General features: G+C 67.5%; 24 protein-coding genes. 9 read left to right on the plus strand and 15 right to left on the minus strand.

The window, feature by feature from the left end; translation table 11 throughout:
• Position 1: 1 nt before the first annotated feature.
• Positions 2-826 carry an N-acyl homoserine lactonase family protein gene (locus ACWPMZ_RS12295; RefSeq protein ID WP_455704351.1) on the plus strand — a complete coding sequence of 275 codons (825 nt, stop codon included), beginning with the start codon at positions 2-4 and terminating at the stop codon, positions 824-826.
• Positions 823-1,707, plus strand: coding sequence for an NAD(P)-dependent oxidoreductase (locus ACWPMZ_RS12300; protein ID WP_455704352.1), 885 nt, complete (start codon positions 823-825; stop codon positions 1,705-1,707). The genes ACWPMZ_RS12295 and ACWPMZ_RS12300 overlap by 4 nt, the downstream gene beginning before the upstream one ends.
• Here the strand turns inward: ACWPMZ_RS12300 and ACWPMZ_RS12305 are convergent.
• Positions 1,704-1,955 (minus strand): hypothetical protein, encoded by a 252-nt coding sequence (locus ACWPMZ_RS12305; RefSeq protein ID WP_455704353.1) that lies wholly within the window; start codon positions 1,953-1,955, stop codon positions 1,704-1,706. The two genes, ACWPMZ_RS12300 and ACWPMZ_RS12305, sit on opposite strands and share 4 nt — an antisense overlap.
• A 107-nt stretch (positions 1,956-2,062) precedes the next feature.
• On the opposite strand from ACWPMZ_RS12305, the gene ACWPMZ_RS12310 reads away from it, so the two are divergent.
• Positions 2,063-2,452, plus strand: a complete 390-nt coding sequence (locus ACWPMZ_RS12310) for a hypothetical protein (protein ID WP_455704354.1) — start codon at positions 2,063-2,065, stop codon at positions 2,450-2,452.
• Here the strand turns inward: ACWPMZ_RS12310 and ACWPMZ_RS12315 are convergent.
• From ACWPMZ_RS12315 to ACWPMZ_RS12350, 8 genes are read right to left on the minus strand one after another with little or no spacing between them, the layout of a single operon-like run.
• Entirely contained in the window at positions 2,449-3,237 is a 789-nt protein-coding gene (locus tag ACWPMZ_RS12315) for an SDR family NAD(P)-dependent oxidoreductase (protein ID WP_455704355.1), read from the minus strand. The two genes, ACWPMZ_RS12310 and ACWPMZ_RS12315, sit on opposite strands and share 4 nt — an antisense overlap.
• Positions 3,238-3,268: 31 nt before the next feature.
• A complete protein-coding gene (locus ACWPMZ_RS12320) occupies positions 3,269-4,846 on the minus strand; it encodes a phytoene desaturase family protein (RefSeq protein WP_455704356.1) in 1,578 nt (525 codons plus the stop codon).
• 10 nt (positions 4,847-4,856) lie between these two features.
• A complete protein-coding gene (locus ACWPMZ_RS12325) occupies positions 4,857-6,002 on the minus strand; it encodes a serine hydrolase domain-containing protein (protein ID WP_455704357.1) in 1,146 nt (381 codons plus the stop codon).
• 2 nt (positions 6,003-6,004) lie between these two features.
• Positions 6,005-6,769 carry an SDR family NAD(P)-dependent oxidoreductase gene (locus tag ACWPMZ_RS12330; RefSeq protein WP_455704358.1) on the minus strand — a complete coding sequence of 255 codons (765 nt, stop codon included), beginning with the start codon at positions 6,767-6,769 and terminating at the stop codon, positions 6,005-6,007.
• Between the two features lie 5 nt (positions 6,770-6,774).
• The gene (locus ACWPMZ_RS12335) at positions 6,775-7,200 is read right to left on the minus strand and encodes a nuclear transport factor 2 family protein (protein ID WP_455704359.1); all 426 of its coding nucleotides are present in this window, start codon (positions 7,198-7,200) and stop codon (positions 6,775-6,777) included.
• On the minus strand, positions 7,197-7,676 hold the full coding sequence (locus ACWPMZ_RS12340) for a nuclear transport factor 2 family protein (RefSeq protein ID WP_455704360.1): 480 nt from the start codon (positions 7,674-7,676) through the stop codon (positions 7,197-7,199). The genes ACWPMZ_RS12335 and ACWPMZ_RS12340 overlap by 4 nt, the downstream gene beginning before the upstream one ends.
• On the minus strand, positions 7,676-8,074 hold the full coding sequence (locus tag ACWPMZ_RS12345; protein ID WP_455704361.1) for a carboxymuconolactone decarboxylase family protein: 399 nt from the start codon (positions 8,072-8,074) through the stop codon (positions 7,676-7,678). The genes ACWPMZ_RS12340 and ACWPMZ_RS12345 overlap by 1 nt, the downstream gene beginning before the upstream one ends.
• 10 nt (positions 8,075-8,084) lie before the next feature.
• Positions 8,085-9,314, minus strand: a complete 1,230-nt coding sequence (locus ACWPMZ_RS12350; RefSeq protein ID WP_455704362.1) for a serine hydrolase domain-containing protein — start codon at positions 9,312-9,314, stop codon at positions 8,085-8,087.
• A gap of 110 nt (positions 9,315-9,424) precedes the next feature.
• Here ACWPMZ_RS12350 and ACWPMZ_RS12355 point away from each other — a divergent pair, with 110 nt between their 5' ends.
• On the plus strand, positions 9,425-10,630 hold the full coding sequence (locus ACWPMZ_RS12355; protein WP_455704363.1) for an FAD-dependent oxidoreductase: 1,206 nt from the start codon (positions 9,425-9,427) through the stop codon (positions 10,628-10,630).
• Here the strand turns inward: ACWPMZ_RS12355 and ACWPMZ_RS12360 are convergent.
• The 4 genes from ACWPMZ_RS12360 to ACWPMZ_RS12375 form a co-directional block, all read right to left on the minus strand.
• Positions 10,627-11,418, minus strand: coding sequence for an alpha/beta fold hydrolase (locus ACWPMZ_RS12360; RefSeq protein WP_455704364.1), 792 nt, complete (start codon positions 11,416-11,418; stop codon positions 10,627-10,629). The two genes, ACWPMZ_RS12355 and ACWPMZ_RS12360, sit on opposite strands and share 4 nt — an antisense overlap.
• 91 nt (positions 11,419-11,509) lie before the next feature.
• Positions 11,510-11,965, minus strand: a complete 456-nt coding sequence (locus ACWPMZ_RS12365) for a GFA family protein (RefSeq protein ID WP_455704365.1) — start codon at positions 11,963-11,965, stop codon at positions 11,510-11,512.
• Between the two features lie 114 nt (positions 11,966-12,079).
• Complete coding sequence (locus ACWPMZ_RS12370) at positions 12,080-12,883, minus strand: CmcJ/NvfI family oxidoreductase (RefSeq protein WP_455704366.1); 804 nt, start codon at positions 12,881-12,883, stop codon at positions 12,080-12,082.
• Positions 12,880-14,133: an MFS transporter gene (locus ACWPMZ_RS12375; RefSeq protein WP_455704367.1), complete on the minus strand. Its 1,254-nt coding sequence runs from the start codon at positions 14,131-14,133 to the stop codon at positions 12,880-12,882. Before ACWPMZ_RS12375 ends, ACWPMZ_RS12370 begins: the two co-directional genes overlap by 4 nt.
• Before the next feature lie 344 nt (positions 14,134-14,477).
• On the opposite strand from ACWPMZ_RS12375, the gene ACWPMZ_RS12380 reads away from it, so the two are divergent.
• Both ACWPMZ_RS12380 and ACWPMZ_RS12385 read left to right on the plus strand, forming a co-directional pair.
• Entirely contained in the window at positions 14,478-17,036 is a 2,559-nt protein-coding gene (locus ACWPMZ_RS12380; RefSeq protein WP_455704368.1) for a TonB-dependent receptor, read from the plus strand.
• Between the two features lie 381 nt (positions 17,037-17,417).
• Entirely contained in the window at positions 17,418-19,916 is a 2,499-nt protein-coding gene (locus tag ACWPMZ_RS12385) for a TonB-dependent receptor (protein ID WP_455704369.1), read from the plus strand.
• 128 nt (positions 19,917-20,044) lie between these two features.
• Here the strand turns inward: ACWPMZ_RS12385 and ACWPMZ_RS12390 are convergent, their stop codons facing one another.
• Positions 20,045-20,326: an integration host factor subunit beta gene (locus tag ACWPMZ_RS12390; RefSeq protein ID WP_455704370.1), complete on the minus strand. Its 282-nt coding sequence runs from the start codon at positions 20,324-20,326 to the stop codon at positions 20,045-20,047.
• Between the two features lie 105 nt (positions 20,327-20,431).
• Positions 20,432-20,773: a GntR family transcriptional regulator gene (locus ACWPMZ_RS12395; RefSeq protein ID WP_455704371.1), complete on the minus strand. Its 342-nt coding sequence runs from the start codon at positions 20,771-20,773 to the stop codon at positions 20,432-20,434.
• 169 nt (positions 20,774-20,942) lie between these two features.
• Between ACWPMZ_RS12395 and ACWPMZ_RS12400 the strand changes: the two genes are divergently transcribed.
• The 3 genes from ACWPMZ_RS12400 to ACWPMZ_RS12410 all read left to right on the plus strand — a co-directional run bounded on the left by ACWPMZ_RS12400 (position 20,943) and on the right by ACWPMZ_RS12410 (position 25,057).
• The gene (locus ACWPMZ_RS12400) at positions 20,943-22,577 is read left to right on the plus strand and encodes a peptide MFS transporter (RefSeq protein WP_455704372.1); all 1,635 of its coding nucleotides are present in this window, start codon (positions 20,943-20,945) and stop codon (positions 22,575-22,577) included.
• 2 nt (positions 22,578-22,579) lie between these two features.
• On the plus strand, positions 22,580-23,065 hold the full coding sequence (locus tag ACWPMZ_RS12405; RefSeq protein ID WP_455704373.1) for an FKBP-type peptidyl-prolyl cis-trans isomerase: 486 nt from the start codon (positions 22,580-22,582) through the stop codon (positions 23,063-23,065).
• 174 nt (positions 23,066-23,239) lie between these two features.
• Positions 23,240-25,057, plus strand: coding sequence for a DEAD/DEAH box helicase (locus ACWPMZ_RS12410; protein ID WP_455704374.1), 1,818 nt, complete (start codon positions 23,240-23,242; stop codon positions 25,055-25,057).
• Positions 25,058-25,073 lie beyond the last annotated feature (16 nt).

Below are 25,073 nucleotides of genomic sequence, written 5' to 3' on the forward strand. Positions count from 1 at the left end.
CATGGCGTCCGGCGGAAATCCTGCGCCCGTCACGCGGATCGACGCCATTCGTTACGCGCGGCACGAGCGCACCGCGGCGGCCAACTTCACGCAGGCGGTCGACGACCACGACCTGCCGATGCCGCTCGACTACTTCGTCTGGGCGATCCACCGCGACGGCCAACCGCCCGTCATCGTCGACACCGGCTTCGGCGAGGAGGCGGCCATGGCGCGCGGGCGGGTGATCACGCGGACAGTGCGCGAGGGATTGCAGGCTGCCGGCATCGACCATCTCGACGTCAAGGACGTGATCCTGACGCACCTGCATTACGATCATGCCGGGTCGTTCGGCCATTTTCCCAATGCGCGGTTTCACGTGCAGGACGCCGAACTGGCCTTCGCCACCAGCCGCCACGTGTGCGATGCGCCGACCCGCGCGCCGTTCGACGGCGAGCCGGTCGCGGACCTGGTGCGCAAGCTCTATGCCGACCGCGTGGTGTTCCACGATGGGGACGAGGAATTCGCGCCGGGGATCATGCTGCGGCTCGCGCACGGCCACACGGCGGGACTGATGGTGGTATGCTGCGAGACGGCGCGCGGCACCGTGGTGCTGGCCAGCGACGCGGCCCATCTCTACGCCAACCTGACCCGCGGGGTGCCCTTCCCGATCTTCGTGGACGAGGCGGACTATCGCCGGGCGCAGCAACGAGCGCTCGACCTGGCGGGGGGCTCGCTCGACCACCTGATTCCCGGCCATGACCCGCTGGTGCTGGCCTGTTTCCCGGGCGAGAACGACATCGCGCGGGTCGATCTCGCGCCGCACAGACCCATCATGGAGACGCAATGACTACCGTCGGATTTCTCGGGCTGGGCCGCATGGGCGCGCCGATGGCCGCCAACCTGCTGCCGCATGTGGAAACCCTGCTGGTGCACGACCTGTCGCCTGACGCCGTCGCCGGACTGGTCGCGCAGGGCGCACAGGCGGCGGGATCGGCCGCGGCGCTGGGCGAACGGTGCGACATCGTGTTCATGAGCCTGCCGACCCCGCCCATCGTCCGCAGCGCGGCGGAGGAGATCGTTTCGCAAGGAAGGCCCCGCATCCTGGTCGACCTGTCGACCTCGGGGCCCGCGCTCGCGCAGGACCTTCATGCGATGCTCGACCCGCTGAGCATCGCCAGTTTCGATGCCCCGGTCTCGGGCGGGATCCGCGGCGCGGAGCAGGGCACCCTGGCGATCATGGCGGGCGGACCCGAGGCGCAGTGGGCCGAGGTCGAAGCGCTGCTGCGGCATATCGGCAAGCCGTTCTACATGGGCTCGACCCCCGGGGCGGGCCAGGTGACCAAGCTGGCCAACAACCTCCTCAGCCTGGCGGCGATCGCCACCACGGCCGAAGCGATGACGCTGGGGATCAAGGCCGGGCTCGATCCGGCGCGGATGATCGAGGTGCTCAACGCCGGGACGGGGGCCAACTCCGCCACGCGCGACAAGTGGCCGCGCGCGGTCCTGCCGCGCACGTTCGATTTCGGCTTCAGCGCGCAGCTCAGCCTGAAGGACACGCGGCTCGCGCTGGAGGAAGCCCGGGCCATGGGCGTGCCGCTCCCGACCGGCGAGCGCCTCGCCAGCCTGCTCGACCGGACGCTCGCCACCTATGGCGACGATGCCGATTTCACCGCGATGGCCCGGATCGTGGAGGAAGACGCCGGGCTCGACCCGGCGCGAAGCGCCTAGGTCGCCGAGGATTTCACCTTGGGCGGGGTTTCGAAGCTGGCACGCTTGGAAGCCTCGGCATCCTTGCGGTCCTTGTACTTCTTGAACGCGTAGCCGCCCGCGGTCACCGCGATCAGCGCGGGAATGCTCGCGCGGCGCAGGATGGAGCCCGCCAGCGCACCGGCGACGATCCCGGTCGTGCCGCTCACGCCCGAAGTGTGGTCCGCGATCTGCTTGCCGGCGATGCCGCCGAGAATCTTGCCAATCATTCGATCTGCCTCCTTGTCTTTCCTTTAGAACATGCGTGCGGGGCGGCGGTTCCGGTACCATGGTTAAGCGGCTGGCCGCACCGCCGGGGAAGGAGTAAGCCGTTGGGATGCTGCTGATTGTCCTCGCCCTGGCAACCTCGGCCTTTGCCGACCCCCCACCCTCCGCCTTCGACGGGCGCTGCTTCTATCCCCCCGGCCTCGGCGATCCGGTTCCGCTCGAGGTGCGGACCACCTGCAACCGCGTCGTGACCGGTCCGCAAGGGGTCGATTTCCTCCAAACGGCGTGGGACGCGCGGATGCTGAGCTTCAGCGGCCGGTGGGAGGAAGACCGCCTGGTGGTCGAAACGGTCACCGAACGGTCGGGCAGGTCCTACGAGGCGCGGGGACTGTGCCGGATCTACCGGGCGGACGAAGAAGTTTCGGTAATAGCCTGCACTGCGGTGCAGGGCGCGCGTTCGTGGATCGGCAATTTCCGCGTGAGCGGCATCGACGGCTAGACGTCGTTGCGGATGGTCGCCAGCGCGCCGCCGTCGATCTCCCACTTGGCGCCGTTGACGTAGCTCGCCTCGTCGCTGAGCAGGAAGCTGACCACGTCGCCCACCTCGCGCGGCTGGCCGACGCGGTTGAGCGTGGCGACCTGGCCCAGCTTGTCCATCCCGGCCTGCACGTCGTCGAACATCTGCTCGAGCATGCCGACCAGCAGCGGTGTCTCGATCACCCCGGGCATCACGCAGTTCACCCGCACGCCCTTCTGCGCCACCTCGCTCGCGGCGGTGCGCGTGAGACCGACCGCGCCATGCTTGGCCGCATTGTAGGCGCAGGCGCCCGCGAGGCCCCGCTCGGATCCGATCGACGCGGTATTGACCACCGCGCCCTTTCCGGCGGCGACCATGTGCGGCAGCACGTAGCGCAGGCCGAGGAACATGCCGCGCAAGTTGACGCGCAGCACCTTGTCGAACTCATCCACCGGGTATTCGTGCGTCGGGGCCAGCGTGCCTTCGATCCCCGCGTTGTTGAAGAACCCGTCGACCTTGCCGAACGCGTCGAGCGCGGCCTGCGCGTAGCCCCTGACCTGCTCTTCGTCGGAAATGTCGGCCAGGTGGCTGACGGCGTCATGACCGGCGGAGCGGAGTTCGGCGGTCCGCTTCTCGAGGTTGTCCCGGTCGATGTCGACCAGCATGACCCGCGCGCCCTCGCGGGCCAGGATCTCGCAAGTGGCGAATCCGATCGCGCCGGCCGCACCGGTAACGATCATGGCCTTGCCTTCGTGGCGCTTGGTCACTGCATTTCTCCCGTCCAGACGGCCGCCGCGCTCATGCTACGGCGATGTCGTCGAATTCGATGTCGAGGTCCTCGGCCATGACCATCGCCGTCGCGCGGCCCGCGCCGAACACGCCGCCGCCGGGATGCTGGAACGGCCCGACCAGGTAGAGCCGGTCGATCCCGGGCACGCGGTACTGGCCCAGCTCGGGCGTGGGGCGATGGCTGCCCGACTGATAGGTGGTGGTGGCAATGCCGTGGAGGTCGCCGCGGAAGAAACTGGGGCTGGTGCGCTCCATGTCGACCGGCGAATCGCAGTGGTACTCGAGCACCACGTCGGGCACGTTCTCGATGTAGTTGCCCATTCGCGCGACGATGGAATCGGCGAATTCGCCCTTGGCCTCGTCCCAGCTGCGCCCGTCGGGGCGTTCGTAGGGAACGTAGTCCCAGGCGTGGAAGATCGCCTTGCCATCGGGGCATCGCGACGGATCGTGCTGGGTCAACTGGCCCACGCCCACGAGCGGCGTCGGGCTCATGTTGCCGTACCGCAACTCGTCGAACGCGCGGCGCATGTCTTCATAATTGGCCGGCATCAGCTCGTACATCACGGCCGACAACTCGCCTCCGTCGGGGCGCCTGGCCTTGAACTGCAGCGGCGCGTCGAGCGCGGCATGCACGGTGAAGCAGGCGGCCGGCGTGATGTGGGTGCGCAGGGCGTTCCGGGCCACGCCGGGCGCGACGGACGGGACCATTTCGGGCAGCAGGTGCGGGTGGATCGCGCCGATCACGCCATCGGCACAGGACAGCCGCTCGCCGCTGTCGAGCACGACGCCCGTCGCGCGGCTGCCGTCGGTCACCACCTCGCGGACCGGGCAATTAGCCCGTACCGCGCCGCCGTGGTCCTCGATGCAGGCGATCAGCGCGTTCGTCAGGCTGCCGGAGCCGCCGACAGGCACGCCGAAGCCGAATTTCTCGAGGAAGCCGAGGAACACGTAAGCGCCGATCCCGGTCGCCTTCTCGTCGGGGCTGACGAGGTTCTCGCCCGCCACGCGGCCGAAGTGGGCCTTGATCTTGTCGTGCTCGAACAGCTCTTCCATCAGGTCGAAGGTGCTCATGCCCATCGTGCGCATGATCTCCTGCCCCTCCGACGACTGGTCCATCATCGCGGTCTGCGCGCCCAGCGGCATGGGCGGAACGTAGAGCCCGGCCTGGATCATCGGCAGCCATTCGGCGGCCTGGCGGCTGAGCTCGAGGAAGGTCTCGGCGTCCTTGTGGCTGAAACGGCGAATGGCCTCGGCCGACTTCGCCGGATCGCGGTGCAGGGGAAGCGTCGTGCCGTCTTCCCACACGCTCATCATCGGCACATCGGGGAAGACGTAACGCAGCCCGTACTTGCGCTTGAGGCCCAGCTCGTCGTTCAGCAGCAGCGGATTGCCCTGGATGAAGATGTGACTCATCGAATGCTGGTCGTGCATGTAGCCCGGGCGGGTCAGCTCGCGGCTGACCACCCCGCCGCCGAACCAGGCGTTGCGCTCCAGCACCAGGACCTTGCGCCCGGCTGCCGCGAGATAGGCTGCGGCGACCAGGCCGTTATGGCCCGATCCGATGACGATGATGTCGGCGTCTGCCACTGATAATTCCTTAGATCATGGCGGAAAGCGCGATGTCGCTCAGTTTTCCGCAGCGTTCGATATTGGCGGCCTGGGTCATCACGCCCGCGCTGGTGAGCGCAAAGCTGACGTCGGCCGCGGGATCGACCCAGAACATCGTGCTGCCCGCGCCGTAGTTGCCGAAGGTTTCGGGGCTGGCGAGGCTGCCGAACAGGTGGTGGAACACGCCGGTGCCGCGCACCTGGAAACCGATGCCCTGGTTGGCCGGCGGCACCTGCCAGCCGGCGCCTAGTGCCACGCGCTCGTAAAGCTGATTGACCATCGTGCCGGTATGGACCTGCCTGGCCAGGCGGATCATCGCGGGCGAGACAATGCGCGCGCCGTCCAGTTCGCCGCCCCGGCGCAGCATTTCGGCAAAGCGGTAGAGGTCGCCGCTGGTCGAGGCGCAGCCGACGTGCGGCGCCTCTACCTCCGGGTCCTCGAACAGCGCGTGATCGCCCGGCAGGTTGCGCGACAGGTGCTGGATCGGCACCGTGCCGCGCATGTCGGGCTTCACGTGCCGTTCCTTCAGGTCGGCGCGCAGCCCCATGCGGGTGCTGTCCATGCGCAGCGGGGCGAACAGGTCTTCGTGCAGCAGCGTCTGGTAGTTGCGCCCCTTGGGGTCGGTGCGGACCAGCGCGGTGCCCATCAGCACGTGGTTGACCAGCGGCGAATAATCGCAGCGCGTGCCGGGGGGGACCTCGCCCGCGACATTGGCGATGCTCGCCTCGAACAGCTCCTGCAGCCGGTCGAGATACATGCCGGGTTGCGGCGTCCACACGCCCGGCATCCCGGCGGTGTGGGTCAGCAGGTGGTAGAAGGTCGCATCCTCGCGTGGGGCACCGGTGAATTCGGGCAGCACGTCGCGCACCTTGGTGGTCAGGGCGAAGCGGCCTTCCTCGATCGCCTTCATCACCAGCACGTTGGTGAACGCCTTGGTAACCGAGAAGATCGAGAAGACGTCGTCGTAGTTCAGCGGCCGCTCGCCCGCGCCGTCCTGCGCGCCGAGCGCCTCGGCGAACACGACGTCGCCGCCGCGCCCGACGGTCAGGACCGCCCCGAAGTAGTCGCCGCGCGCGATGTCGGCGCGGATGACCTCGCGCAGGGTATCGAGCCGTTGTTGCCAGATGTTCGCCATGTTTACCCCGCCGCGATGATGCCGCCGTCGATGGCGAGCATGGCCCCGTTGATGAACGCCGCCTCGTCCGACAGCAGGAAGGCGACCGCCTGGGCCACGTCCTCGGGCGTGCCGTTGCGCCGCAGCGGAATGTTCTTCGCCCGCTTTTCGTAGTCTTCGGCGCTGACGAAGCCGGTCGTCGCCGGGGTCGGCACGCTGCCCGGCGCGATGGCGTTGACGCGGATGCCGCGCGGGCCGAGCTCGCCGGCGAGGACCTTGGTCAGCCCCGCGATGCCCGCCTTGATCGTGGTGTAGGCGCCGGTGCCGGGCCGCCCGCGATAGGCCACCGGCGAGGAGTAGTTGATGATCGCCCCAGGCGCTCCCTCGTCGCGGTGCGCGAGGAAGGCCTGGACCCCCCAGAACACGCTCTTGAGCCCGGCCGAGAGCATCCGGTCGAGCGTTTCTTCGGTGACGTTCTCGATCGGTTCGTAGACCAGCACGCTGGCGTTGTTGATGACGGCGCGCAGCGGACCGGCGTCTTTCGCGAAGTGCCCGGCGACGTCGAAAAACGCCTGCCGCCGCCCCAGGTCCGCTTCGTAGGCGAAGGCCCGGCCGCCGAAGTCGGTGATCGCCTGCGCCACGCCGTGGACGGATGGGCCGTCGATATCGGCCAGCCCGACGACCGCGCCCTCGGCCGCGAGGTGCCTGGCGATGCCTTCGCCGAGCCCCCTGCCGGCCCCGGATATGAGCACCGGCCGGTCGATGAAGCGCTTGATCACGCTGTTCACCTTGCTCAGTCCATGCCGAACAGCTTGGCGGTGTAATGGCTGTCCATGTATTCGCGCATCGCGTCGATCTTGCCGTTCGAGACCTCGAACACCCAGCAGTAGTCGTTATCGTAGGTCTTGCCGTCGGGAAGCCCGCCGGTGCTGTTGGATTCGACGCAGACCCACGCCCCCGAGCCGTCCTCGCGGCTGAAGATGTTCTGCACGTGGACCTTCGGATCGCCCGGGTTGAACATCCCGCGCACCGGGGCGAGGAACTTGTCGATGATGTCCATGCCCACGTGCTTGCCGGCCCCGGCGATATCCTTGACCTTGGGCTCCCAGACCGACCCGTCGTGATAGAAGCGGCGCAGTTCCTCGAGATCGCCCGAGGAGAGCACTTCGAAGAAGTCGAGCACCAGCTGCTCGGCGGCGTTGGCGGCGGTCACGCTCATTTCGAAAGTCCTCTCGCTTCGTCGCTCGGCACGGGGAACGCCGGAATCTTCCCGCCCTCGTGGAGCGCCAGGTGGCCCTTGCGGCTGGCGAAGCGCCAGGCGCCGTCTTCGAAGACATATTCGTCGTCGAACCCGCCGACGAAGATACCGTTGGCCGACTGCGGCGGTTCGACCAGTTCGTGGTTCGACATCATCACCACGTAGTTGCTGCCCGTGGCGCGGGTTTCCGAGACCGCTTCGACCAGCACGTTGGTGACCAGATGCCGCACCAGGATCGGCGGGCGGTCGCGGAAGATCGCCTGGATCGCCGCGCGGCCGTGAAACGGAAAGCCCGGCTGGAACGGCCGGTCGTAGGTGCCGTCCTGCGCAAACAGCGCGGCCAGCGCGGCATGGTCGCCGAAATCGGCGTGGCGGGCGAAAAGCAGCGGCAGCTTGCCGCAATCGTGCTCGATGCGGAGGCGGGTGGTCTCGTCCATCAGCTGTTCTCCCCGGCGCCCTCGGCCTCGATCTCGGCGAAGGCCTCGTTGGCGATGCGGAAACTGTCGACCGCGGCGGGGATGCCGGCGTAGATGCCGACCTGCAGCAGCACCTCGCGGATTTCCTCCTTGCTGAGGCCGTTGTTGAGCGCGCCGCGCACGTGGACCTTCAGCTCGTTGTGCCGGTTGAGCGTGGCGATCATGGCGAGGTTGATCAGGCTGCGGTCGCGCCGCGGCAACCCTTCGCGCCCCCAGTTCCAGCCCCAGCAATAGGTCGTGACCAGTTCCTGCAGCGGGTCGTTGAACGGGCCCGACTTGCTCAGCGCCTTGTCGACATAGGCGTCGCCCAGCACCTCGCGGCGGATTTTCATGCCCTTGTCGTACATTTCCTGGTCCATCGTAAGTCCTTCAGAGAGCGGAATAGACGGCGTCGATCAGGCGCCGCGCGCGCGGGCCGTTGTCGCCCACCGCGTGCATCTGGTTGCAGCAATACGAGAAGCCGAGCTTCGCGTCCGGATCGCCGAAGCCGATCGATCCGCCCAGGCCATGGTGGCCGAAGCTGCGCATGTTGGGGCCCATGTAGACCGCCGCCGGCGTGTTCAGCAGCACGCCGTTGGCCTGGTGATAGGGCCGCTCCTGCAGCAGCTCGGTCTGGTTGTGACGTTCGGTAATCATCGCCTCGAGCTGCGCGTCGGACAGCAGGTCCACCCCGTCGACCGCGCCCACCGTTGCGCCGTAGATGCGCGCCACCCCGCGGGCATTGCCGTGACCCGATCCGCTGGCGATCTCGCAGGTGCGCCAGATCGGCGAGTTCATCGTTGTGTGCCAGGGCTCGTTCGGGTTCTGCAGGAAGGCGAACTTGCGCAGCACCGCGCCGTCCTGCCAGCCTTCCGGCGTGGTCGGCTGTTCGGGCATGGCGGTGTCCTTGGCCGCGAACAGCCGTGCGCCGGTGTTGGGCAGCACCTCGGCCACGTGGGCCTGCTGCTGTTCGTCCATCCCGCCGATGTAGTATTCGGCGTGAAGCGGCCCGGTGACGTTTTCCTTCAGGAACGGGCCGACCGTCATCCCGGTGACCCGGCGCATGATCTCGCCCAGCAGGAAGCCCTGGTTGTGCACGTGGTAAGCGGCGCGCGTGCCGGGCTGCCACAGCGGATGCTGCACCTCCAGCGCGCGGATGTAGCCTTCGTAATCGAAGAACCCGCCGGGCGTCATCACGTCGTCGGTCAGCACCGGAATCCCCGCGGTGTGGTCGACCGCCATGCGCACGGTGATGTTCTGCTTCCCGTTCTGCGCGAACTCGGGCCAGTACTGCGCGATCGGCCGGTCGGGGTCTACAAGCCCGCGGTCGATCAGCATGTTGAACGCGATGCCGGTCACGCCCTTGGCGACGCTCATCATGCACACGGTGGTGTGCTCGTCCCACTCCTGGCTGCGTGCCGCATCGGCCCAGCCGCCCCACAGGTCGACCACGGTCTCGCCGTCGAGGACCACCGAGCACCCGGCGCCCAGCTCCTCTTCCTGTCGGAAGTTCTCGCAGAAAGCCTCCACCGCCGGGCGGAAGCGTTCGTCGTATCGCCCGCGCAAGGCGTAGCTGCCGCCGCGCGCGTCGATGGTTTCGGAAAATTCGCTGAGCGCCAAGTCTCTCTCCCCGCCGAGCCTTCGCGACTCTAACAGCCGTTAGCGTAGGCGAGGCGGTTGCCCGGCGAAAGACCCTTTGCAGGCTAACGATAGCCCGCCATGCTGCTTTCATGGTCGATCATGACGTCATCGTCGTCGGCGGAGGGCCGACCGGGTTCGTCACCGCTCTGGGGCTGGCGCAGGCCGGCGTGCGCGTGTGCCTGGTCGAAGCCGCCGCGGGCATCGCCGAGAGCCCGCGCGCGTGCGTCTATCACTGGTCGATGCTCGACGGGCTCGAGCGGCTCGGCATCCGCGAGGAGTGCGAGCGCGTCGGCTACACCAAGAACGACTACCGCTGGCTGCACAAGGCGACCGGCGAGGCGTTCGAATACGACATCTCGGTCGTCGGGCGGGTGACGCCGTTCAACTACAACATCAACATGGGGCAGGACAAACTGGCCGAGATCGCCCGGCGGCGGCTGGAAGCGCTGGGCAATGCGCAGGTGATGTGGAACGCCCGCTTCACCGGCCTCGCGCAGGACGGCGATGGCGTCACGCTGTCGGTCGAGACACCCGGCGGACCGGAAACGCTGCGCGCGAAATGGGTGATCGGCGCGGACGGGGCGGGCAGCGAGGTGCGCAAGGCGCTGGGCCTCACCTTCGACGGGATGACCTGGCCGCAGCGGTTCGTGGCGACCAACATCCACCACGATTTCGAGAGCGGCGGCTACCTGCAGTCGAACATGGTGATCGACCCGCAATGGGGCGCGGTGATCGTCAAGATCACCAGGGAAGGCCTGTGGCGCTGCACCTACATGGAAGACGCCAGCCTGCCCGAGGAAACGTTTGCCGAACGCATCCCTGCCGCCTTCGAGCATCTGCTGCCGGGGCCCAGAACAAATGGGGGCGGCTATGACGTCGTGATGGCGTCACCCTACAAGATGCACCAACGGTGCGCGGCCAGCTTCCGCCAGGGCCGCGTGGTGCTGGCGGGCGACGCGGCGCACGTGACCAACCCGACCGGCGGCTTCGGCCTGACTACGGGCCTGTTCGACGCCTACGCGCTGTGGCCGACACTGGCAGCGGTCGTGCTGGAGGGGGCCGACCCGGCGCTGCTCGACACCTGGGCGGCGGAGCGGCGCGCGGTGTTCCTCGACAAGACCGACCCGCAGGCCCGCGCCTACAAGGACTTCGTGTTCCACGCCTGCGACGGCGACGGGGCGCGGCTGGAGGCGATGCTGCAGGGGATGCGCGCCATGGTCGCCGACCCGGAGGTGCGCTTCCAGCGGCTGATGTTCACCAAGGGCCTGGAGACGACGAGCCCGGCGGAGCGCTAGGCCGGCCCCGGCTGCGCAGTCGTTTCCAGGATCAGTTCGACAGTTTCGCCGGGCTGGTCCCACATCGGGAAGTGGCCGCTTCTCTCGAACCAGTGCAGCCTCGCACCGGGAAATGCCGCCTGCGCGCGCGCTGCCTGCTGCGGCAGGCACAGGCGGTCCTTGCGGCCCCAGCCGATCGCGATCGGTGCCGCGGACTGCGCGATGCCTTGCTGCACCGGGCCCGTGGCGAGATCCATCACCAGCGAATTGAACGTCTCCGTGTCGGCGAAGGACCTGAGCTCGCTGGCGACGACGTCGGGCTCGAGCGCCCACGGCCTGGCGGACAGCTGGGCCATCAGCATCGTGCGGCCTGCGGCGGTCCCGGCGATCGCGGGCAAGGCCGGGCGCAGCGCGCGAACGAGGGCGATGGAGGCGGTTATCGTCGTGCGAAAGAACGTCCGTTCCCAGCCTTGCCAGAAGCCGCCGGGATCGAGCGCCACCACGGCCCCCGACTTGCGGCGGCGGGCCATTTCCAGCACCAGCCGGGCGCCCATCGAACTGCCGACCATGTCGATCCCCGCCAGCCCCTCTCGCTCCAGCCATTCGTCGAGGCTGCGCGCCAGTCCGGCAAAGGTCCCGCTGTCCGGCTCCGCGGGCGAACGGCCGTGCCCCGGCAGGTCGATCGCGATCACCTCGCGATGCCGGGCAAGCTCGGGGGCGATCGTGCTCCACGAGTGAAGATTGCCGCCAAGTCCGTGAACCAGGAGGAGGGGCTTTCCGCGGCCGGTGCGCGCGTGGTGCAATGTCATGGTCGGTGAACGCCCCGCAGACGAACACGGGCATCGCGATGGGAAGCATCGGGTCGACCGGTGGAGCGCAGGGCTTGCCCGCGCAGTCCGGTCAGGCCTGCGCGCGATAGGCCTCGATCAATCCGGAGAACTCGCTCGAATCGGGAAAACGCTCGTACGAGCGCTGTGCCGGGATGGTGACCCACGGCAGCTTTTCCGCTGTCTGCGTTTCCATGAAGGGGACGAACCAGCCGGCATCGTCGAGCATCGTGGCCCTGACGTTCACGGCTCCTAGCTCCGGCGGCATGCGCGTGAACAGCCAGCTCTTGCACCAGTCGCAATGATGGTGCCGCGCCAGGTCGCCATGCATTCCGCCTTCCACCGGCTCACCCGCGACGATCTCGAGGGCGTCCGCCGGCAAGGTCAGCGTCGTCGAGAAGGCGCTGGCCGTCATGCGCTGGCAGCCCCGGCAATGGCAGACCCCGGTGACTAGCGGTTCCTGGGTGATGCGAAAGCGCACCTTGCCGCAGCGACAGCCGCCGTCCCAGGGCAGGGGTGGAACAGGCATTCCGGCCTCCATCAGGCAGTTCGATGACGAGGGGCAAACGTGGGTGCGCAGGCCGCGTTCCTGCCGGGGATCGGCGCCCCGTTCGATCGCCTCCCCGCGCGGGTCATGCTGAGCTCAGATATAAGCGATCGTGCGCAGCTCGATGCTTTGCCGCGGCGCGGCGTCGGGCGGCGTGTCGGGGTCCTCGAATGCCGAGTGGGCGGTGAACTGCACGGCATTCTCGTCACTGTCGAACAGCTTGAACACCAGCGCTTCCCACGGCTGCATGCGGGGCACCCAGTACCAGCGGTGATCGGGTCGGTGGGCGAGGTTGAAGCCCCACAGCGAGCGCCGCTCGAAGCTGCCGAGGCCGCCGACGACCTCGCTGTCGAACAGGTCCTCGCGCCGCACGGTGCGCGCGTCGCACACGGCGAGCGGCGTGCTCTCGACCGCGACGATCGGCCGCCAGACGTTGATCAGCATGAAGCGGCCTTGCAGGCGCCGCTCGGCCTCCTCGGGCGGGAGCATGTCGCGCGTGAAGTCGCTCACCGTGCGCAGGCCGTAGTCGACATGCGCGCCGTGCGCCGGCTGGTTGTGGCCGTGCGCGCCGGCCTTGTTGGTTCGGATCATCGGGCCGAAGCTGACGACCTTGTCGGCCCCGGTCAGGCGCTGCACGAGCGCTTCGGTCTGCGTGCAGTAGCGCGCCAGTTCGGCCTGATCGGTGAAGTCCGTCACGTCGGTCGGCTCGTCGGCGACGACGAAGCCGTTGCGCTCGAGCGCGAGGTCGCCGATCTCGGGGCGCACATCGTGGATGGTCACGCGGTGCTCGTCGACCGGCCAGTAGGACTTGTCCCGTTCGCCGGGATGGAAGGTCGCCTTCTCGCCGCGCACGACGTATTTCATCGTCGTCTCGACGTTGCGGACAGCAGTATCGCTCATGCCGGAACTCCTTCGCCGCGCCGGGCCAGAACGACCGGGTTGGTCTCGCGCACGAACAATGCCGCAAGGGCCGCCCCCGCCGCCAGCCCGAACTGGATCCAGATCGCAACGTCGAGGCCATAGGTGTCGGCCAGCCGCCCGGCGATCGGCGGGCCGAACACGCCGCCCGACAGCTCGCCGATCATGACCACCAGGCCCATCGCGGTGGCCGCCTGGGCGCGGCCGACGGTCTCGGTCGGGATCACGCCCATGAACAGCGGGAAGGTTCCCAGCCCCATCCAGCTGACGAACATCAGCGCGGCCAGCACGAAGACCGGCCCGGTGTAGAACAGCAGGGCGAGCGGCGCGATCGTCATCAGGCTGACGAAGGCGACCAGCGGCCACTTGCGGCCGATCCGGTCGGACAGCAGCGCGACCACGATGGCGCCGACCGCGGGACAGAAGCCGACCACCGTCATCACGTTCGACCAGGTCAGGTCGTCGTAGCCGCGCGGCCCGTCGAGATAGAGCGGCATGAAGATCGACCCGACCACGATCGAGCCGACGGCGCAGGCGCTGACCAGCGAGCAGGCGAGGATGTTGCGATGGGCCAGCAGGCCGAGCGGCAGCAGGCTGCGCGCCCCAGCGGCGTCGGCCGCTATCGGCGTGTGCGGCGGCTCGTCGACGAAGCGCCAGATCAGGAAGGCCAGGACCAGCCCCGGGATGCCGGCGACGAAGAACGCCGCGTGCCAGTCGAAGGCCGCGGCGATGCGCACCAGCGCGTAGGAGGCGAGCGCGGTGCCGACGATCGGGCCGAAGACGTTCTGGACGATGCCGGCGTTGAGCGCCTGGCGGCTGGGGCCGGAGGCGGCGGCCATGATGGCAAGACAGATCGGCAGGAACGGCCCCTCGGCCGCGCCCATGATCACCCGGGTCGCGAGCAGGCTCTCGAAGCTCCACGACAGGCCCGACAGGATTGAGCACGCCGAGAACAGCAGCAGCGCGCCGATCAGGAACGGCTTGCGCTTGCCGATCAGGTCGGACCAGCGGCCGATGGCGAAGGCACCGAGCGCCCAGGTCAGCGACAGGCCCGAGTTGGCCCAGCTGATCTGCTCGAAGCTGAGGTCGAGATCCTCGATCACGAACGGCGCGAGGAAGGTCAGCGCCATGCGGTCGAAATATGCGAAGCCGAACGCCAGCCCCAGCAGGATCAGCACCCGCAATTCGTAGCCGCCCCAGCCCCGCCCTTCGGCGCGGATATTCGTCTCCATTCGGCTCTCCTCCCGAGCCGACAATGCTGCGGGCTGTCCGCGGAGTTGGCAAGCACGATTACATATTGCGACAACTCTGCGACAACTCTGCGACAATTCTTCGACAAATCAGCCTGTTGCCATTTTGCGACAGATCGAGCGCATAAATTCGCAGGCGGTGCCGCCCGCTTGTCGCCTTCTTAACAGGCGTTAGGGTTGTGCTTGAGAGAGAGGAGAGAGCGGCCGAGGTCGCCGGCTGCATTCCCCGCACATAACCGGCCGGCCGGGCAACCGGCTGCCGGGCTCACTCGATGAGAGAAAAAACGAGTGGATCGAATAACGATCCGCCGATGGGAGAAGCACAAATGACTGTCAGGAAGTTTGGATTCGTTTCAACCCTGGCCCTCGCTGCGGCCTGGACCAGCCCCGTATTCGCGCAGGACCAGGCCGAGGAAGAGGCGTCCGACCGCCCCAACGAGATCATCGTCACCGCGGAATTCCGCGAGGCGCGGCTGCAGGATACGCCGATCGCCATCACCGCGGTCAATTCCGAGATGCTCGAGGCGCGCGGCCAGACCGACATCGCCCAGGTCGCCGCGCAGGCGCCGAACGTGTCGCTGACCCCGCAGCCGCAGAACGGCGGCTCGGGCCTCATCGCCTACATCCGCGGCGTCGGCCAGACCGACTTCAACTACGCGCTCGATCCCGGCGTCGGCATCTACGTCGACGACGTGTTCATCCCCACGCTGTCGAGCTCGCTGCTCGACCTGATGGATCTCGACCGGATCGAAATCCTGCGCGGCCCGCAGGGCACGCTGGCGGGCAAGAACTCGATCGGCGGCGCGATCAAGCTGTTCAGCGCCAAGCCGCGCGGCGACGGTTCGGGCTCGCTGCAGCTGACCTATGGCTCGTACAACCGGGTCGAAGTGCGCGGCATGGCCGACTTCCGCATCAACGACACGCTCGCGACCCGCATCTCGGGCGTGTTCAAGGGCCGCGACGGATACGTTGATCTTCTGGACTACGGCGTCGCGCACCCCACCAGCAACGTTCCGGCGAACAACGCCCGCGGCGCCTATCCCAAGGTCGGCACGCAGGGCGGCCAGTCGATCGGTGCCGGGCGCATCGCCTTCAAGTGGCAGCCGAGCGACCGGTTCGAATTCAACATCTCCGGCGACTACACCCGCGAACGGTCAGAGCCGCAGCCGACGGTGCTGATCGCCGCCGGCCAGCCGCAGAGCGCCACCAACCCGGTGTTCGATCCGACCAAGCCCTATCCGGCGACCGGCGCCGGCCCCGGCCAGCCCGCCTGGCTGCGCGGCAAGAACGGCCAGCCGATTCCCTTCGACTGCCGCTTCGTGCCGGCGGGCCAGTACAGCTGCGACAACCTGAGCACGGCGATCTACGACGGGGATCCGCGGTTCGTATCGTACGCCAACTTCCTCGACGCGACGCAGCCGACCACGCAGTCGCCCTTCAAGCCCTATTCCGCGCTGCAGAACCAGGACTTCAACGGTTGGGGCATCATGGGCAACGCGACCTATGACCTCAGCGACACGATGCAGCTCGTCGGCATCGGTTCGTGGCGCGAATACACCAGCTGGTTCGGCCAGGATCAGGACGCATCGCCGGTGGCGATCGCCCAGCTCGACAACCGGCTCGATCACCGGGCGTGGAGCGCCGAAGTGCGCCTCAACGGCGAGCTTGGCGGCGGCTTCGTCGACTACACGCTCGGCGGTTTCTACATGGACCAGGAAGGCAGCTACACCGCGCGCGTCGACCTGAACTATGCCGGCATCGACTTCATCCACGGGCCGGACCAGACGCCGTCGACCTCGAAGGCATTGTTCGCCAACGTGACGCTGCACCCGACCGAGGCGTGGAGCATCACCGGCGGCCTGCGCCGTTCGTGGGACGAGAAGACCTACACCTACTTCCGGCGCAATCCCGACGGGACGATCCCGGGCACGTGCGAGTTCTTCCTCGGCGCGCCCGTTGCCGGCCCCACGGGCATCGGCAACCAGCCGAACTGCCTGCTGGTCGGCATCTTCAACCTCGACGGCGAGTTCAAGGGCTCGCGGTGGGACTGGCGCGTCGTCACCGACTACCGCTTCTCCGACTCGCTGCTCGCCTATGCCTCGGTGGCCACGGGCTTCAAGGGCGGCGGCGTTAACCCGCGTCCGTTCTTCGGTCCTTCGACCGGCGAGTGCGGACCGTTCAACTACAACCCCGACGGCACGGTCATCCCGTCGCCGCCGTGCAACCAAGTCAAGCCGTTCAACCCGGAAACGCTCACGACCTACGAAGTCGGCTTCAAGAGCGACTTCCTCGACCGCCGCGTGCGGGTGAACGGCGCCGTGTTCTACAACGACTACAACGACATCACCTTCACCCTCTCGGCCTGTCCGTCGTCGCCGTGTCTGCGGCCGACCAACGTCGGCAAGGCCAAGGTGAAGGGTGCGGAGCTGGAAATCTCGGCCTACCCGGTCGACGGCCTGATGATCGACGGCTCGGCGAGCTACATCGACATCAAGTACGACAAGGCCTCGGTGGCGCCTGCCGGCCTCACCGGCAACGAGACGTTCCCCTACACTCCGAAGTGGAATTACAGCTTCGGCATCCAGTACGATTACGACATCGGGCCCGGCACCCTGGGCGCCCGGTTCGACGGCACCTATCGCTCGGAGATCTTCACCGAGACGGCGAACTCGCCGTGGAGCCGGATCGACGGCCGCTTCCTCGGCAACGGCCGCCTGCAGTACACCACGGAAGACGGTGACTGGCGGTTCGCGCTGGAAGTGCAGAACATCTTCGATAAGTACTACTTCCTCAGCGTCAGCGACATCACCAAGTCGCTGGGCGCGGTGACCGCTGTCCCCGGCCTGCCCAGGACCTGGTCGCTGTCGGTGAAGCGCGACTTCTAAGCCGCGCCAACCCGCGCCGGATCGCTCCGGCCTGCCATAGAAGGGGCGTGGACCTGCCGGTCCGCGCCCCTTTTTTTCGTCGCTGTCGGCGCATGGCAGGCGAGCCGCCGGTCCGCCACCGGGGAATCTTCGAAAAGGTTTCGCAGCGGCATTGTTGCATCAAAACGACAGCAGCGAGCCCGTTGTTCGAATCGTGCGCGATACACTTGCGTTACATTTGGATACGTTTATGAATGGCAGTGGGAGAGGTGTGTAGCGGCGGACGCAATACCGTCGCACCCCCGATAAAAATGCATGCTCGAAGGCCCGGCTTGCCGGGCAGGGTCGCTTAGTACCTGAGTAGATGTAACGGACCACGAGTCCACGGGAGGGAGATTACTGATGAAATACAAGAGCTTTGCTCTGGTGTCGTCGATCGCGCTCGCCGCATCGATGGCGAGCCCGGCCAGCGCGCAGGATGCTGCCGAAGGCCAGCAGGCCGACACCGGCCGGACCAACGAAATCATCGTCACGGCCGAATTCCGCGAAGCGCGGCTGCAGGACACGCCAATCGCCATCACCGCCGTGAACGCCGAAATGCTCGAGGCGCGCGGCGCGACCGATGTTGCCGCCATCGCGGCCCAGGCGCCGAACGTAGTGCTTAAGCCGCAAGGACAGGCGAGCGGCACCGGCCTCATCGCCTACATCCGCGGCGTCGGCCAGACCGACTTCATCTACGCCCGCGATCCCGGCGTCGGCGTGTACATCGACGACGTCTACATCCCGACGCTGCAAAGCTCGCTGATCGAGCTGATGGACCTCGAACGGGTCGAAGTGCTGCGCGGCCCGCAGGGCACGCTGGCGGGCAAGAACTCGATCGGCGGCTCGATCAAGCTGTTCGGCAAAAAGCCGACCGGCAACGACAGCGGCTCGCTCGAAGTGTCGTACGGATCGTTCAACGATATCCGCGTGCGCGGCTTTGCCGACTTCGGAGTGTCCGACACGCTGGCGGTGCGCATCTCCGGCATGTCGCGCAGCACCCAGGGCTATGTCGATCTCATCGACTATGGCCTCACGCACCCCAATTCCAACGTGAAGGCGAACCAGTCGATCGGCCAGTTCCCCACGATGGGCAAGGTCGGCGGGCGCAACCTGACCGCCGGGCGCATCGCGCTGAACTACGATCCGGTCGACAACCTCAACATCTACGTCACCGCCGACTATACCAGCCAGCGGGGCGATGCGGGCGCGGAAGTCCTGATCGCGGCCGGCCGGCCGACCGGCGGCGGATTCAGCTTCAACGGGACCGGGCAGAACCCGGCGGTGAGCTTCTCGCCCAATTCGACCACGCAGGTGCCCTGGCTGGTCGGCAAGAACGGCCAGGCGGTGACCGTGGGCTGCCAGTTCGTGCCTTATGGCGCCTATAGCTGCGACACGCCGCCGGCGGGATACGATCCGCGCTACATCAGCTATGCCAACTTCCTCGACGCCTCGCCGGTCTCGTCGCAGGCCCCGTTCAAGCCCTTCTTCGCCATCCCGCGCCAGACGTTCGAAGGCTGGGGGGTGCACGGCACGCTGACCTACGACATCAGCGACAACGCGCAGGTCGTGTGGATCTCGAGCTATCGCAAGTACGAATCGACCTGGGGCAACGACAACGACCTGACCCCGGTGCCGGTCCAGCAGCTCTACAACATCAACCGTCACCATGCCTGGAGCCAGGAGCTGCGCCTGAACTTCGAGGTGGCGAACGGCCTGCTCGACGGCACGGTCGGCGGGTTCTACTTCGACCAGTACGGCGAGTACGAAGCGCGCGTCGATCTCAACTACGTGAACCCGACGATCGACTTCATCCACGGCCCCGACGAAACCCCGTCGAAATCCAAGGCGGTATTCCTCAACCTAAACCTGCATCCTACCGACGCCCTGACGCTGACCGGCGGCATCCGCTATTCGGATGAATCGAAGGACTACGTCTATTACCGGCGCAATCCCGACTACACCGTTCCGGTATGTCCGCCGGGGCCGCCGAGCTTCGCGGTGCCCAACTGCCTGGTGGCGGGCTTCTTCGGCACGCTTGGGGCCTTTGCCGACACGCGCATCGACTGGCGCGGGGTGGCCAACTACCGCCTCAGCGAGGCGCTGATGGTCTATGTCTCGGTCGCCACCGGCTTCAAGGGCGGCGGCGTGAACCCACGGCCCTTCATCCCCGACCAGGCCCTGCCGTTCAATCCCGAGACGCTGACGACCTACGAAGGCGGCTTCAAGGCCGACCTCCTCGATCGCCGGCTGCGGCTGAACGGCGCCGTTTTCTTCAACAAGTACCAGGACGTGCAGGGCACCAAGCTGGCCTGTCCCGAATCCGCCCTGCCGCAGCCCTGCGCCCGGCCGGACAACATCGGCAGCGCCGAGATGAAGGGCTTCGAACTGGAGGCCTCGGCCGTCCCGGTCGAAGGCCTGTCGATCGATGCCTCGCTGGCCTATCTCGACTTCAAGTATACCAGCGCGCTCCAGCCGAACGGGAACCTGATCAACACCAGCATCCCCGGGACCGCGGTCACGCCGTTCACGCCCGAATGGACCTGGTCGACGGGCGTACAGTACGATTACGAGATGGGCTCCGGCTCGGTTCTCAGCGTCCGGGCCGACGGCAGCTACCAGTCGGACGTCTTCTCCAACTCGGAGAACACGCCCTTCTCGCGGATCGACAGCTATTTCCTGCTCAACGGGCGCGTCTCCTACACGTCGTCAGACGACAAGTGGCAGCTCTACGGCGAAGTGAAGAACATTACCGACAAGTACTACTTCCTGACCAAGGGCGAAGCGACCTCGGCCGGTACGGTGGTCGGCCAGCCCGGCCTGCCGCGCACGTGGACGGTAGGCCTGAAGCGCAAGTTCTGACGTCAGTCGGGGCTTGCTCAATTAGGGCGCGGATCCCCCGGGGTCCGCGCCCCTTTTTTTTTGGGTTCGGGCAGCGGGCACGAAAAGGCCCGCCGAAGCGGGCCCGAACGTCGTGGCTGCGCCTGGCGCTAGTCGGTGTTGAGGCGCTCGCGCATTTCCTTGCCCGGCTTGAAATAGGGCACGCGCTTGGCCGGAACGTCGACCGATTCACCGGTGCGGGGATTGCGCCCGGCGCGCGCCTCGCGGCCGCGGGTGGAAAAGGCGCCGAAGCCGCGCAGTTCGACCCGGCCGCCTTCGGCCAGCCGCTTGCCGATCTCGTCGAAGAAGATCGTCACGACCTGCTCGACCTCTTCTGGCCGTAAATCCGGGTTCTCGGCGGCCAGAGCCTGCAGGAGTTCCGATCTGATCATCGTAAGCTGTGTCCCTGTGCGGTTCCGCACGACCCATTTTCGCAAGCTTGCCAGACTACAGCGCGGAGCGCAACGCCTGTACAACATATGTTTATCGGATCGCGGTCAGGCCCGTTCCAGCAGATCGCGGGCCGCGATCCCCAGGCGCTCCATCCGGCGCCTTACAGTTGGCCATTCCTCATCCAGGAAGCGCCGCCTTTCCGTCTCCAGCAGCCGCGCGGCGGCACCTTCGGCCACGAACATGCCCACGCCGCGCTGTACCCGAACGAGGCCGTCGGTCTGGAACTGCTGGTAGGCCTTGGCCACGGTCAGCGGGTTGGCGCCCTGTTCGGCCGCGAATACGCGGACCGAGGGGAGCATGTCCCCCTCGCCGTACCGCCCTTCGATGATCGCCGCCGCGATCAAGTCGCGCAGCTTGAGATAGACCGGGCGGGCATCGTCGCTCATCGGTGCCTCAGTGCCATAATACAGCGGAGCGGGTCAACCCCCGAGCGCCCTCGAGGGTCCGGTTTCGCCTGCAACGAAACGGCTTCACATCGCTTTCGCTTCGTCTAGGGTGCGCGCTTTCCGGCCCGGCGGGGCGGGCAACGAAACGAAGTCAAGGGGACCGGTCGCAATGAAGGACATGGCACTGTGGAATGAAGGCGATTGGATCGCCGCGATCGCGGCGGTTTCGCTGTTCGCGATCCTGGCGGTCGGCGGCCTCATCGCCACGCGCAAGAGCGAGGAATTCGTCGGCCATCCGCGCGGCCTGTTCGTGCTGTTCTACGCCGAGATGTGGGAGCGTTTCTCGTACTACGGGATGCGCGCGCTGCTGATCCTCTACCTGACCAAGTTCTGGCTCTTCAACGACGGCAAGGCGAACCTGATCTACGGCGCCTACACCAGCCTCGTCTACATCACCCCCGTCCTCGGCGGCTACCTCGCCGACCGCTGGCTGGGCCAGCGCAAGGCGGTGCTGTTCGGCGGCATCGTGCTCGCCTTCGGCCACCTGTTCATGGCCTACGAGGGCATGCAGGGCGTGGCCGATCCGCTCGTCAAGCAATCCGACTTCGCGATCAACGTCTTCTGGCTGGCGCTGGCTCTCATCATCGTCGGCTCGGGATTCCTCAAGGCCAACATCTCCGTCATCGTCGGCCAGCTCTACCGCATGACCGACACCCGGCGCGACGCGGCCTATACGATCTTCTACATGGGCGTGAACGTCGGCGCCGCGCTCGGCACGATCCTGGTCGGATACCTCGGCGAGACGATCGGCTGGTCCTATGGCTTCGGCCTCGCCGGTATCGGCATGATCCTCGGCCTGATCATCTTCGTGATCGGCAAGCCCGCGCTGCGCGGCCGCGGCGAACCGCCGGTGCCGCTGTCGAGCCCGACCGAGATGAAGCTTTATGCCACTGGCCTGGCCGCGGTCGCGGTGATCTGGTTCCTGATCCAGTACCAGAACGTGATCGGCGGCATCCTCGCCTTCTTCGGCTTCGCGATGCTGGCGTACACTCTCTACGAGGCGTTCAAGCTGCCCAAGGAACCGCGCGAGAGGATGTTCGCGATCCTCTTCCTTATTGCGCTCAATCCTCTCTTCTGGGGACTGTTCGAGCAGGCTGGGGGCTCGCTGTCGCTCTACACCGAGAAGTTCGTCGATCGCGGCGGGGTGCCGACCAGCCTGTTCCAGTCGATCAACCCGATCTACATCGTCATCTTCGCGCCGTTCTTCGCCGGGCTGTGGCAATGGCTTGGCAAGCGAGGGTTGGAGCCGAGCGCACCTGCCAAGTTCGCGCTGGCGTTGTTCCAGGTCGGCCTCGGCTTCCTCGTCTTCGTTTGGGGTGCCGGCACTGGCGACCCGGCGGTGATGACCGGCGTCGTCTTCGTGTTCCTGATCTACCTGCTGCACACCACCGGCGAACTGTGCCTCAGCCCCGTGGGTCTGTCGGCCATGACCCGCCTCGCCCCGCTGCACCTCGGCAGCTTCATCATGGGCGCGTGGTTCTACATGACCGCGGTCGGCAACTTCGTGGCCGGCAAGATCGGCGAGGCGACCGGCGGGGAAGGGGGCGAGATGTCCAAGTCCCTCACGCTCGACATCTATTCGCAGATCGGCTGGATCACGATCGGGATATCGGTGGCGGTGCTGGCGGTCAGCCCGCTGGTGAAGCGCTGGATGCACGTCGACACGCTGGAGGACCGCGGCCTCGCCGGCACCGACGAGCTGGCCGAACCGCAGGCCGCCGGCGTCCACCCGGGCAAGGTCTGACGATGCGCAAGCTGATGGCCGCCTGCGCGCTCGCCGCGCTTCCCTCGCTCGCCGCGGCGCAGGACGCGCCGGCGGTCGATCGCAGCCAGGACATGGCCTGGCACATGGCGCAGCAACAGGCGCTCGCCTCGCGGCAGCTGTCCGACGGGTGGTCGTGGCTGCCGGGCGGCGTGCTGTGGAAGCGGGTCAAGGGTGACGGCTCCGGCGCGCATCCCGCGGTCAGCGACACGGTGAGCGTCCACTACGTCGGCACCTTCATCGACGGCGAGACGTTCGACAGCTCGCGCGCCCGCGGCCAGCCGGCGACCTTCCCGCTCGGCGGCCTGATCAAGGCATGGCAACTGGCGATCCCGATGGCGGGCGTAGGCGACACGATCCAGCTCGCGATCCCGGCCGCGATGGCCTACGGCCCCGTCGGGCGGGGCCCGATCCCGGGCGGCGCGACGCTGCTGTTCGACATCGAACTGCTGGGCATCGAGGGGCGCTGAGGGGCGTCATGCAATTGCGCTAGAGCCAAGCGCGCAAAAATCGGCTAGGGGGCTCCTCGTTTCGCTGTCGCGACCGTGCACGTCACGGTCGCATGCGGCGGCTTCCACGCGTTTCTACAGCGGAACCCATATCCTCCAGGCCGCGGCTTCGCGGCCCCATCGCGATTGAACGACATGCCCTTTGCCTCCTCTATTCCCGATATCCTGTCCGCCGCCCTTGCCGAGCGCGGCTACGAAGCCCCGACCCCGGTCCAGGCCGCCGTCCTCGAGCCCGAGGCCGCCGGCCGCGACCTGATCGTCTCCGCCCAGACGGGTTCGGGCAAGACCGTCGCCTTCGGCCTGGCGATGGAGGCGGAACTGCTCGGCGAAGGGGGCATTCTACCGCCGGCGCAAAATCCGCTCGCGCTGGTCATCGCCCCCACCCGCGAACTGGCCATGCAGGTCGGCCGCGAACTCGCCTGGCTTTACGGCAAGGCCGGCATTCGCATCGCCGGGTGCGTCGGCGGGATGGATCCGTCGAAGGAGCGGCGCAACCTGGCCCACGGGGCGCATATCGTGGTCGGCACGCCCGGCCGCCTGCGCGACCACCTGGAGCGCGGCGCGCTCGTCTTGTCGGACCTGCGCGTGGCGGTGCTCGACGAAGCGGACGAGATGCTCGACATGGGCTTTCGGGAAGATCTCGAGGAAATTCTCGACGCGACCCCCGATGGGCGCCGGACGCTGCTGTTCTCGGCCACCATGCCGCGCCCGATCGTGGCGCTGGCGACCCGCTACCAGCGCAACGCGCTGCGCATCGAGACGCTGGGCGCCGACCGCGGGCACGGCGACATCGCCTATCAGGCGGTGACCGTCTCGCCGTCCGAAATCGAGAACGCGGTGGTCAACCTGCTGCGCTTCCACGAGGCGGAGACGGCAATCCTGTTCTGCGCCACGCGCGACAACGTCCGGCATCTGCACGCCACGCTGGTCGAGCGCGGCTTTGCCGCGGTGGCCCTGTCGGGCGAGCACTCCCAGTCGGAACGCAATCACGCGCTGCAGGCATTGCGCGACCGCCGGGCGCGGGTCTGCGTGGCGACCGACGTGGCCGCGCGCGGCATCGACCTGCCCAGCGTGACGCTGGTGGTCCATGTCGAGGTGCCGCGCGACGCCGAGGTCCTGCAGCACAGGTCGGGCCGCACCGGGCGCGCAGGCAAGAAGGGGACCGCGGTCCTCGTCGTGCCCTATCCGCGTCGCCGCCGGGTGGAATCGATGCTGCGCGGCGCGCGGATCGAAGCCGAATGGCTCGAAGCGCCCACGCCCGAGATGATCCGGGCCAACGACCGCGAGCGCCTGCTCGCCGATCTCCTGGCTCCGGTCGAGTTCGACGACGAGGACCGCGCGCTGGCCGAGCGGCTGATGGCCGAGCGCGAGCCGCAGGACATCGCCGCTGCGCTCGTCGCCGCGCACCGCGCGAAGATGCCGCAGCCCGAAGAGATGATCGCCAACACGCCCGAGGCGCGGCAGGCCGACAAGCAGCAACGCCACCGCCCCGGTTTCGAGGACTGCGTATGGTACCGGCTCGAGGTCGGCCGCCGGCAGAACGCCGATCCGCGCTGGATCCTGCCGCTGCTGTGCCGCCGCGGGCACATCACCCGCAACGAGATCGGCGCGATCCGCATCGGCCCGAACGAGACATTCGTCGAGATTCCCCGCACGCTGGCGGGCAAGTTCGATGCCGCGATCGCGCGGACGGCCACCTCGGAGGATCCCGAGGACACGATCCGGATCGAGAAGTCCGAGGGCGGCCCGCGCGAGCAGGCGCGCGACAATCGCCGCGACGGCCCCAAGCGCGAGGCCACCGGGCGCGGCGCGCCCGGGCGCAATTACGCCAAACCGAGCCCGCGCGTGCACCGCAAGGGCCAGTCGAACGAAGGCCCGGCCCCGCGCGACGGTGGCGGCGGCAAGCCGTTCAAGCCCAAGTTCAAGCCGAAGGGCAAGCCGAAGCGCGACTGATTCCGGGCGGCGTTTC

This window comes from Tsuneonella sp. HG222 (genome assembly GCF_053819185.1).

Excerpts from the sequence above, each read along its gene's own strand:
- ACWPMZ_RS12405 (WP_455704373.1), top strand. The coding sequence starts at position 22,580 with ATGCGCAAGCTGATGGCCGCCTGCGCGCTCGCCGCGCTTCCCTCGCTC.
- ACWPMZ_RS12340 (WP_455704360.1), bottom strand. The coding sequence starts at position 7,676 with ATGGACGAGACCACCCGCCTCCGCATCGAGCACGATTGCGGCAAGCTG.
- ACWPMZ_RS12325 (WP_455704357.1), bottom strand. The coding sequence starts at position 6,002 with ATGGCGAACATCTGGCAACAACGGCTCGATACCCTGCGCGAGGTCATC.
- ACWPMZ_RS12400 (WP_455704372.1), top strand. The coding sequence starts at position 20,943 with ATGAAGGACATGGCACTGTGGAATGAAGGCGATTGGATCGCCGCGATC.
- ACWPMZ_RS12390 (WP_455704370.1), bottom strand. The coding sequence starts at position 20,326 with ATGATCAGATCGGAACTCCTGCAGGCTCTGGCCGCCGAGAACCCGGAT.
- ACWPMZ_RS12310 (WP_455704354.1), top strand. The coding sequence starts at position 2,063 with ATGCTGCTGATTGTCCTCGCCCTGGCAACCTCGGCCTTTGCCGACCCC.
- ACWPMZ_RS12370 (WP_455704366.1), bottom strand. The coding sequence starts at position 12,883 with ATGAGCGATACTGCTGTCCGCAACGTCGAGACGACGATGAAATACGTC.
- ACWPMZ_RS12300 (WP_455704352.1), top strand. The coding sequence starts at position 823 with ATGACTACCGTCGGATTTCTCGGGCTGGGCCGCATGGGCGCGCCGATG.
- ACWPMZ_RS12380 (WP_455704368.1), top strand. The coding sequence starts at position 14,478 with ATGACTGTCAGGAAGTTTGGATTCGTTTCAACCCTGGCCCTCGCTGCG.
- ACWPMZ_RS12375 (WP_455704367.1), bottom strand. The coding sequence starts at position 14,133 with ATGGAGACGAATATCCGCGCCGAAGGGCGGGGCTGGGGCGGCTACGAA.
- ACWPMZ_RS12410 (WP_455704374.1), top strand. The coding sequence starts at position 23,240 with ATGCCCTTTGCCTCCTCTATTCCCGATATCCTGTCCGCCGCCCTTGCC.
- ACWPMZ_RS12295 (WP_455704351.1), top strand. The coding sequence starts at position 2 with ATGGCGTCCGGCGGAAATCCTGCGCCCGTCACGCGGATCGACGCCATT.
- ACWPMZ_RS12305 (WP_455704353.1), bottom strand. The coding sequence starts at position 1,955 with ATGATTGGCAAGATTCTCGGCGGCATCGCCGGCAAGCAGATCGCGGAC.
- ACWPMZ_RS12355 (WP_455704363.1), top strand. The coding sequence starts at position 9,425 with ATGGTCGATCATGACGTCATCGTCGTCGGCGGAGGGCCGACCGGGTTC.
- ACWPMZ_RS12335 (WP_455704359.1), bottom strand. The coding sequence starts at position 7,200 with ATGAGCGTGACCGCCGCCAACGCCGCCGAGCAGCTGGTGCTCGACTTC.
- ACWPMZ_RS12345 (WP_455704361.1), bottom strand. The coding sequence starts at position 8,074 with ATGGACCAGGAAATGTACGACAAGGGCATGAAAATCCGCCGCGAGGTG.
- ACWPMZ_RS12360 (WP_455704364.1), bottom strand. The coding sequence starts at position 11,418 with ATGACATTGCACCACGCGCGCACCGGCCGCGGAAAGCCCCTCCTCCTG.
- ACWPMZ_RS12385 (WP_455704369.1), top strand. The coding sequence starts at position 17,418 with ATGAAATACAAGAGCTTTGCTCTGGTGTCGTCGATCGCGCTCGCCGCA.
- ACWPMZ_RS12395 (WP_455704371.1), bottom strand. The coding sequence starts at position 20,773 with ATGAGCGACGATGCCCGCCCGGTCTATCTCAAGCTGCGCGACTTGATC.
- ACWPMZ_RS12365 (WP_455704365.1), bottom strand. The coding sequence starts at position 11,965 with ATGCCTGTTCCACCCCTGCCCTGGGACGGCGGCTGTCGCTGCGGCAAG.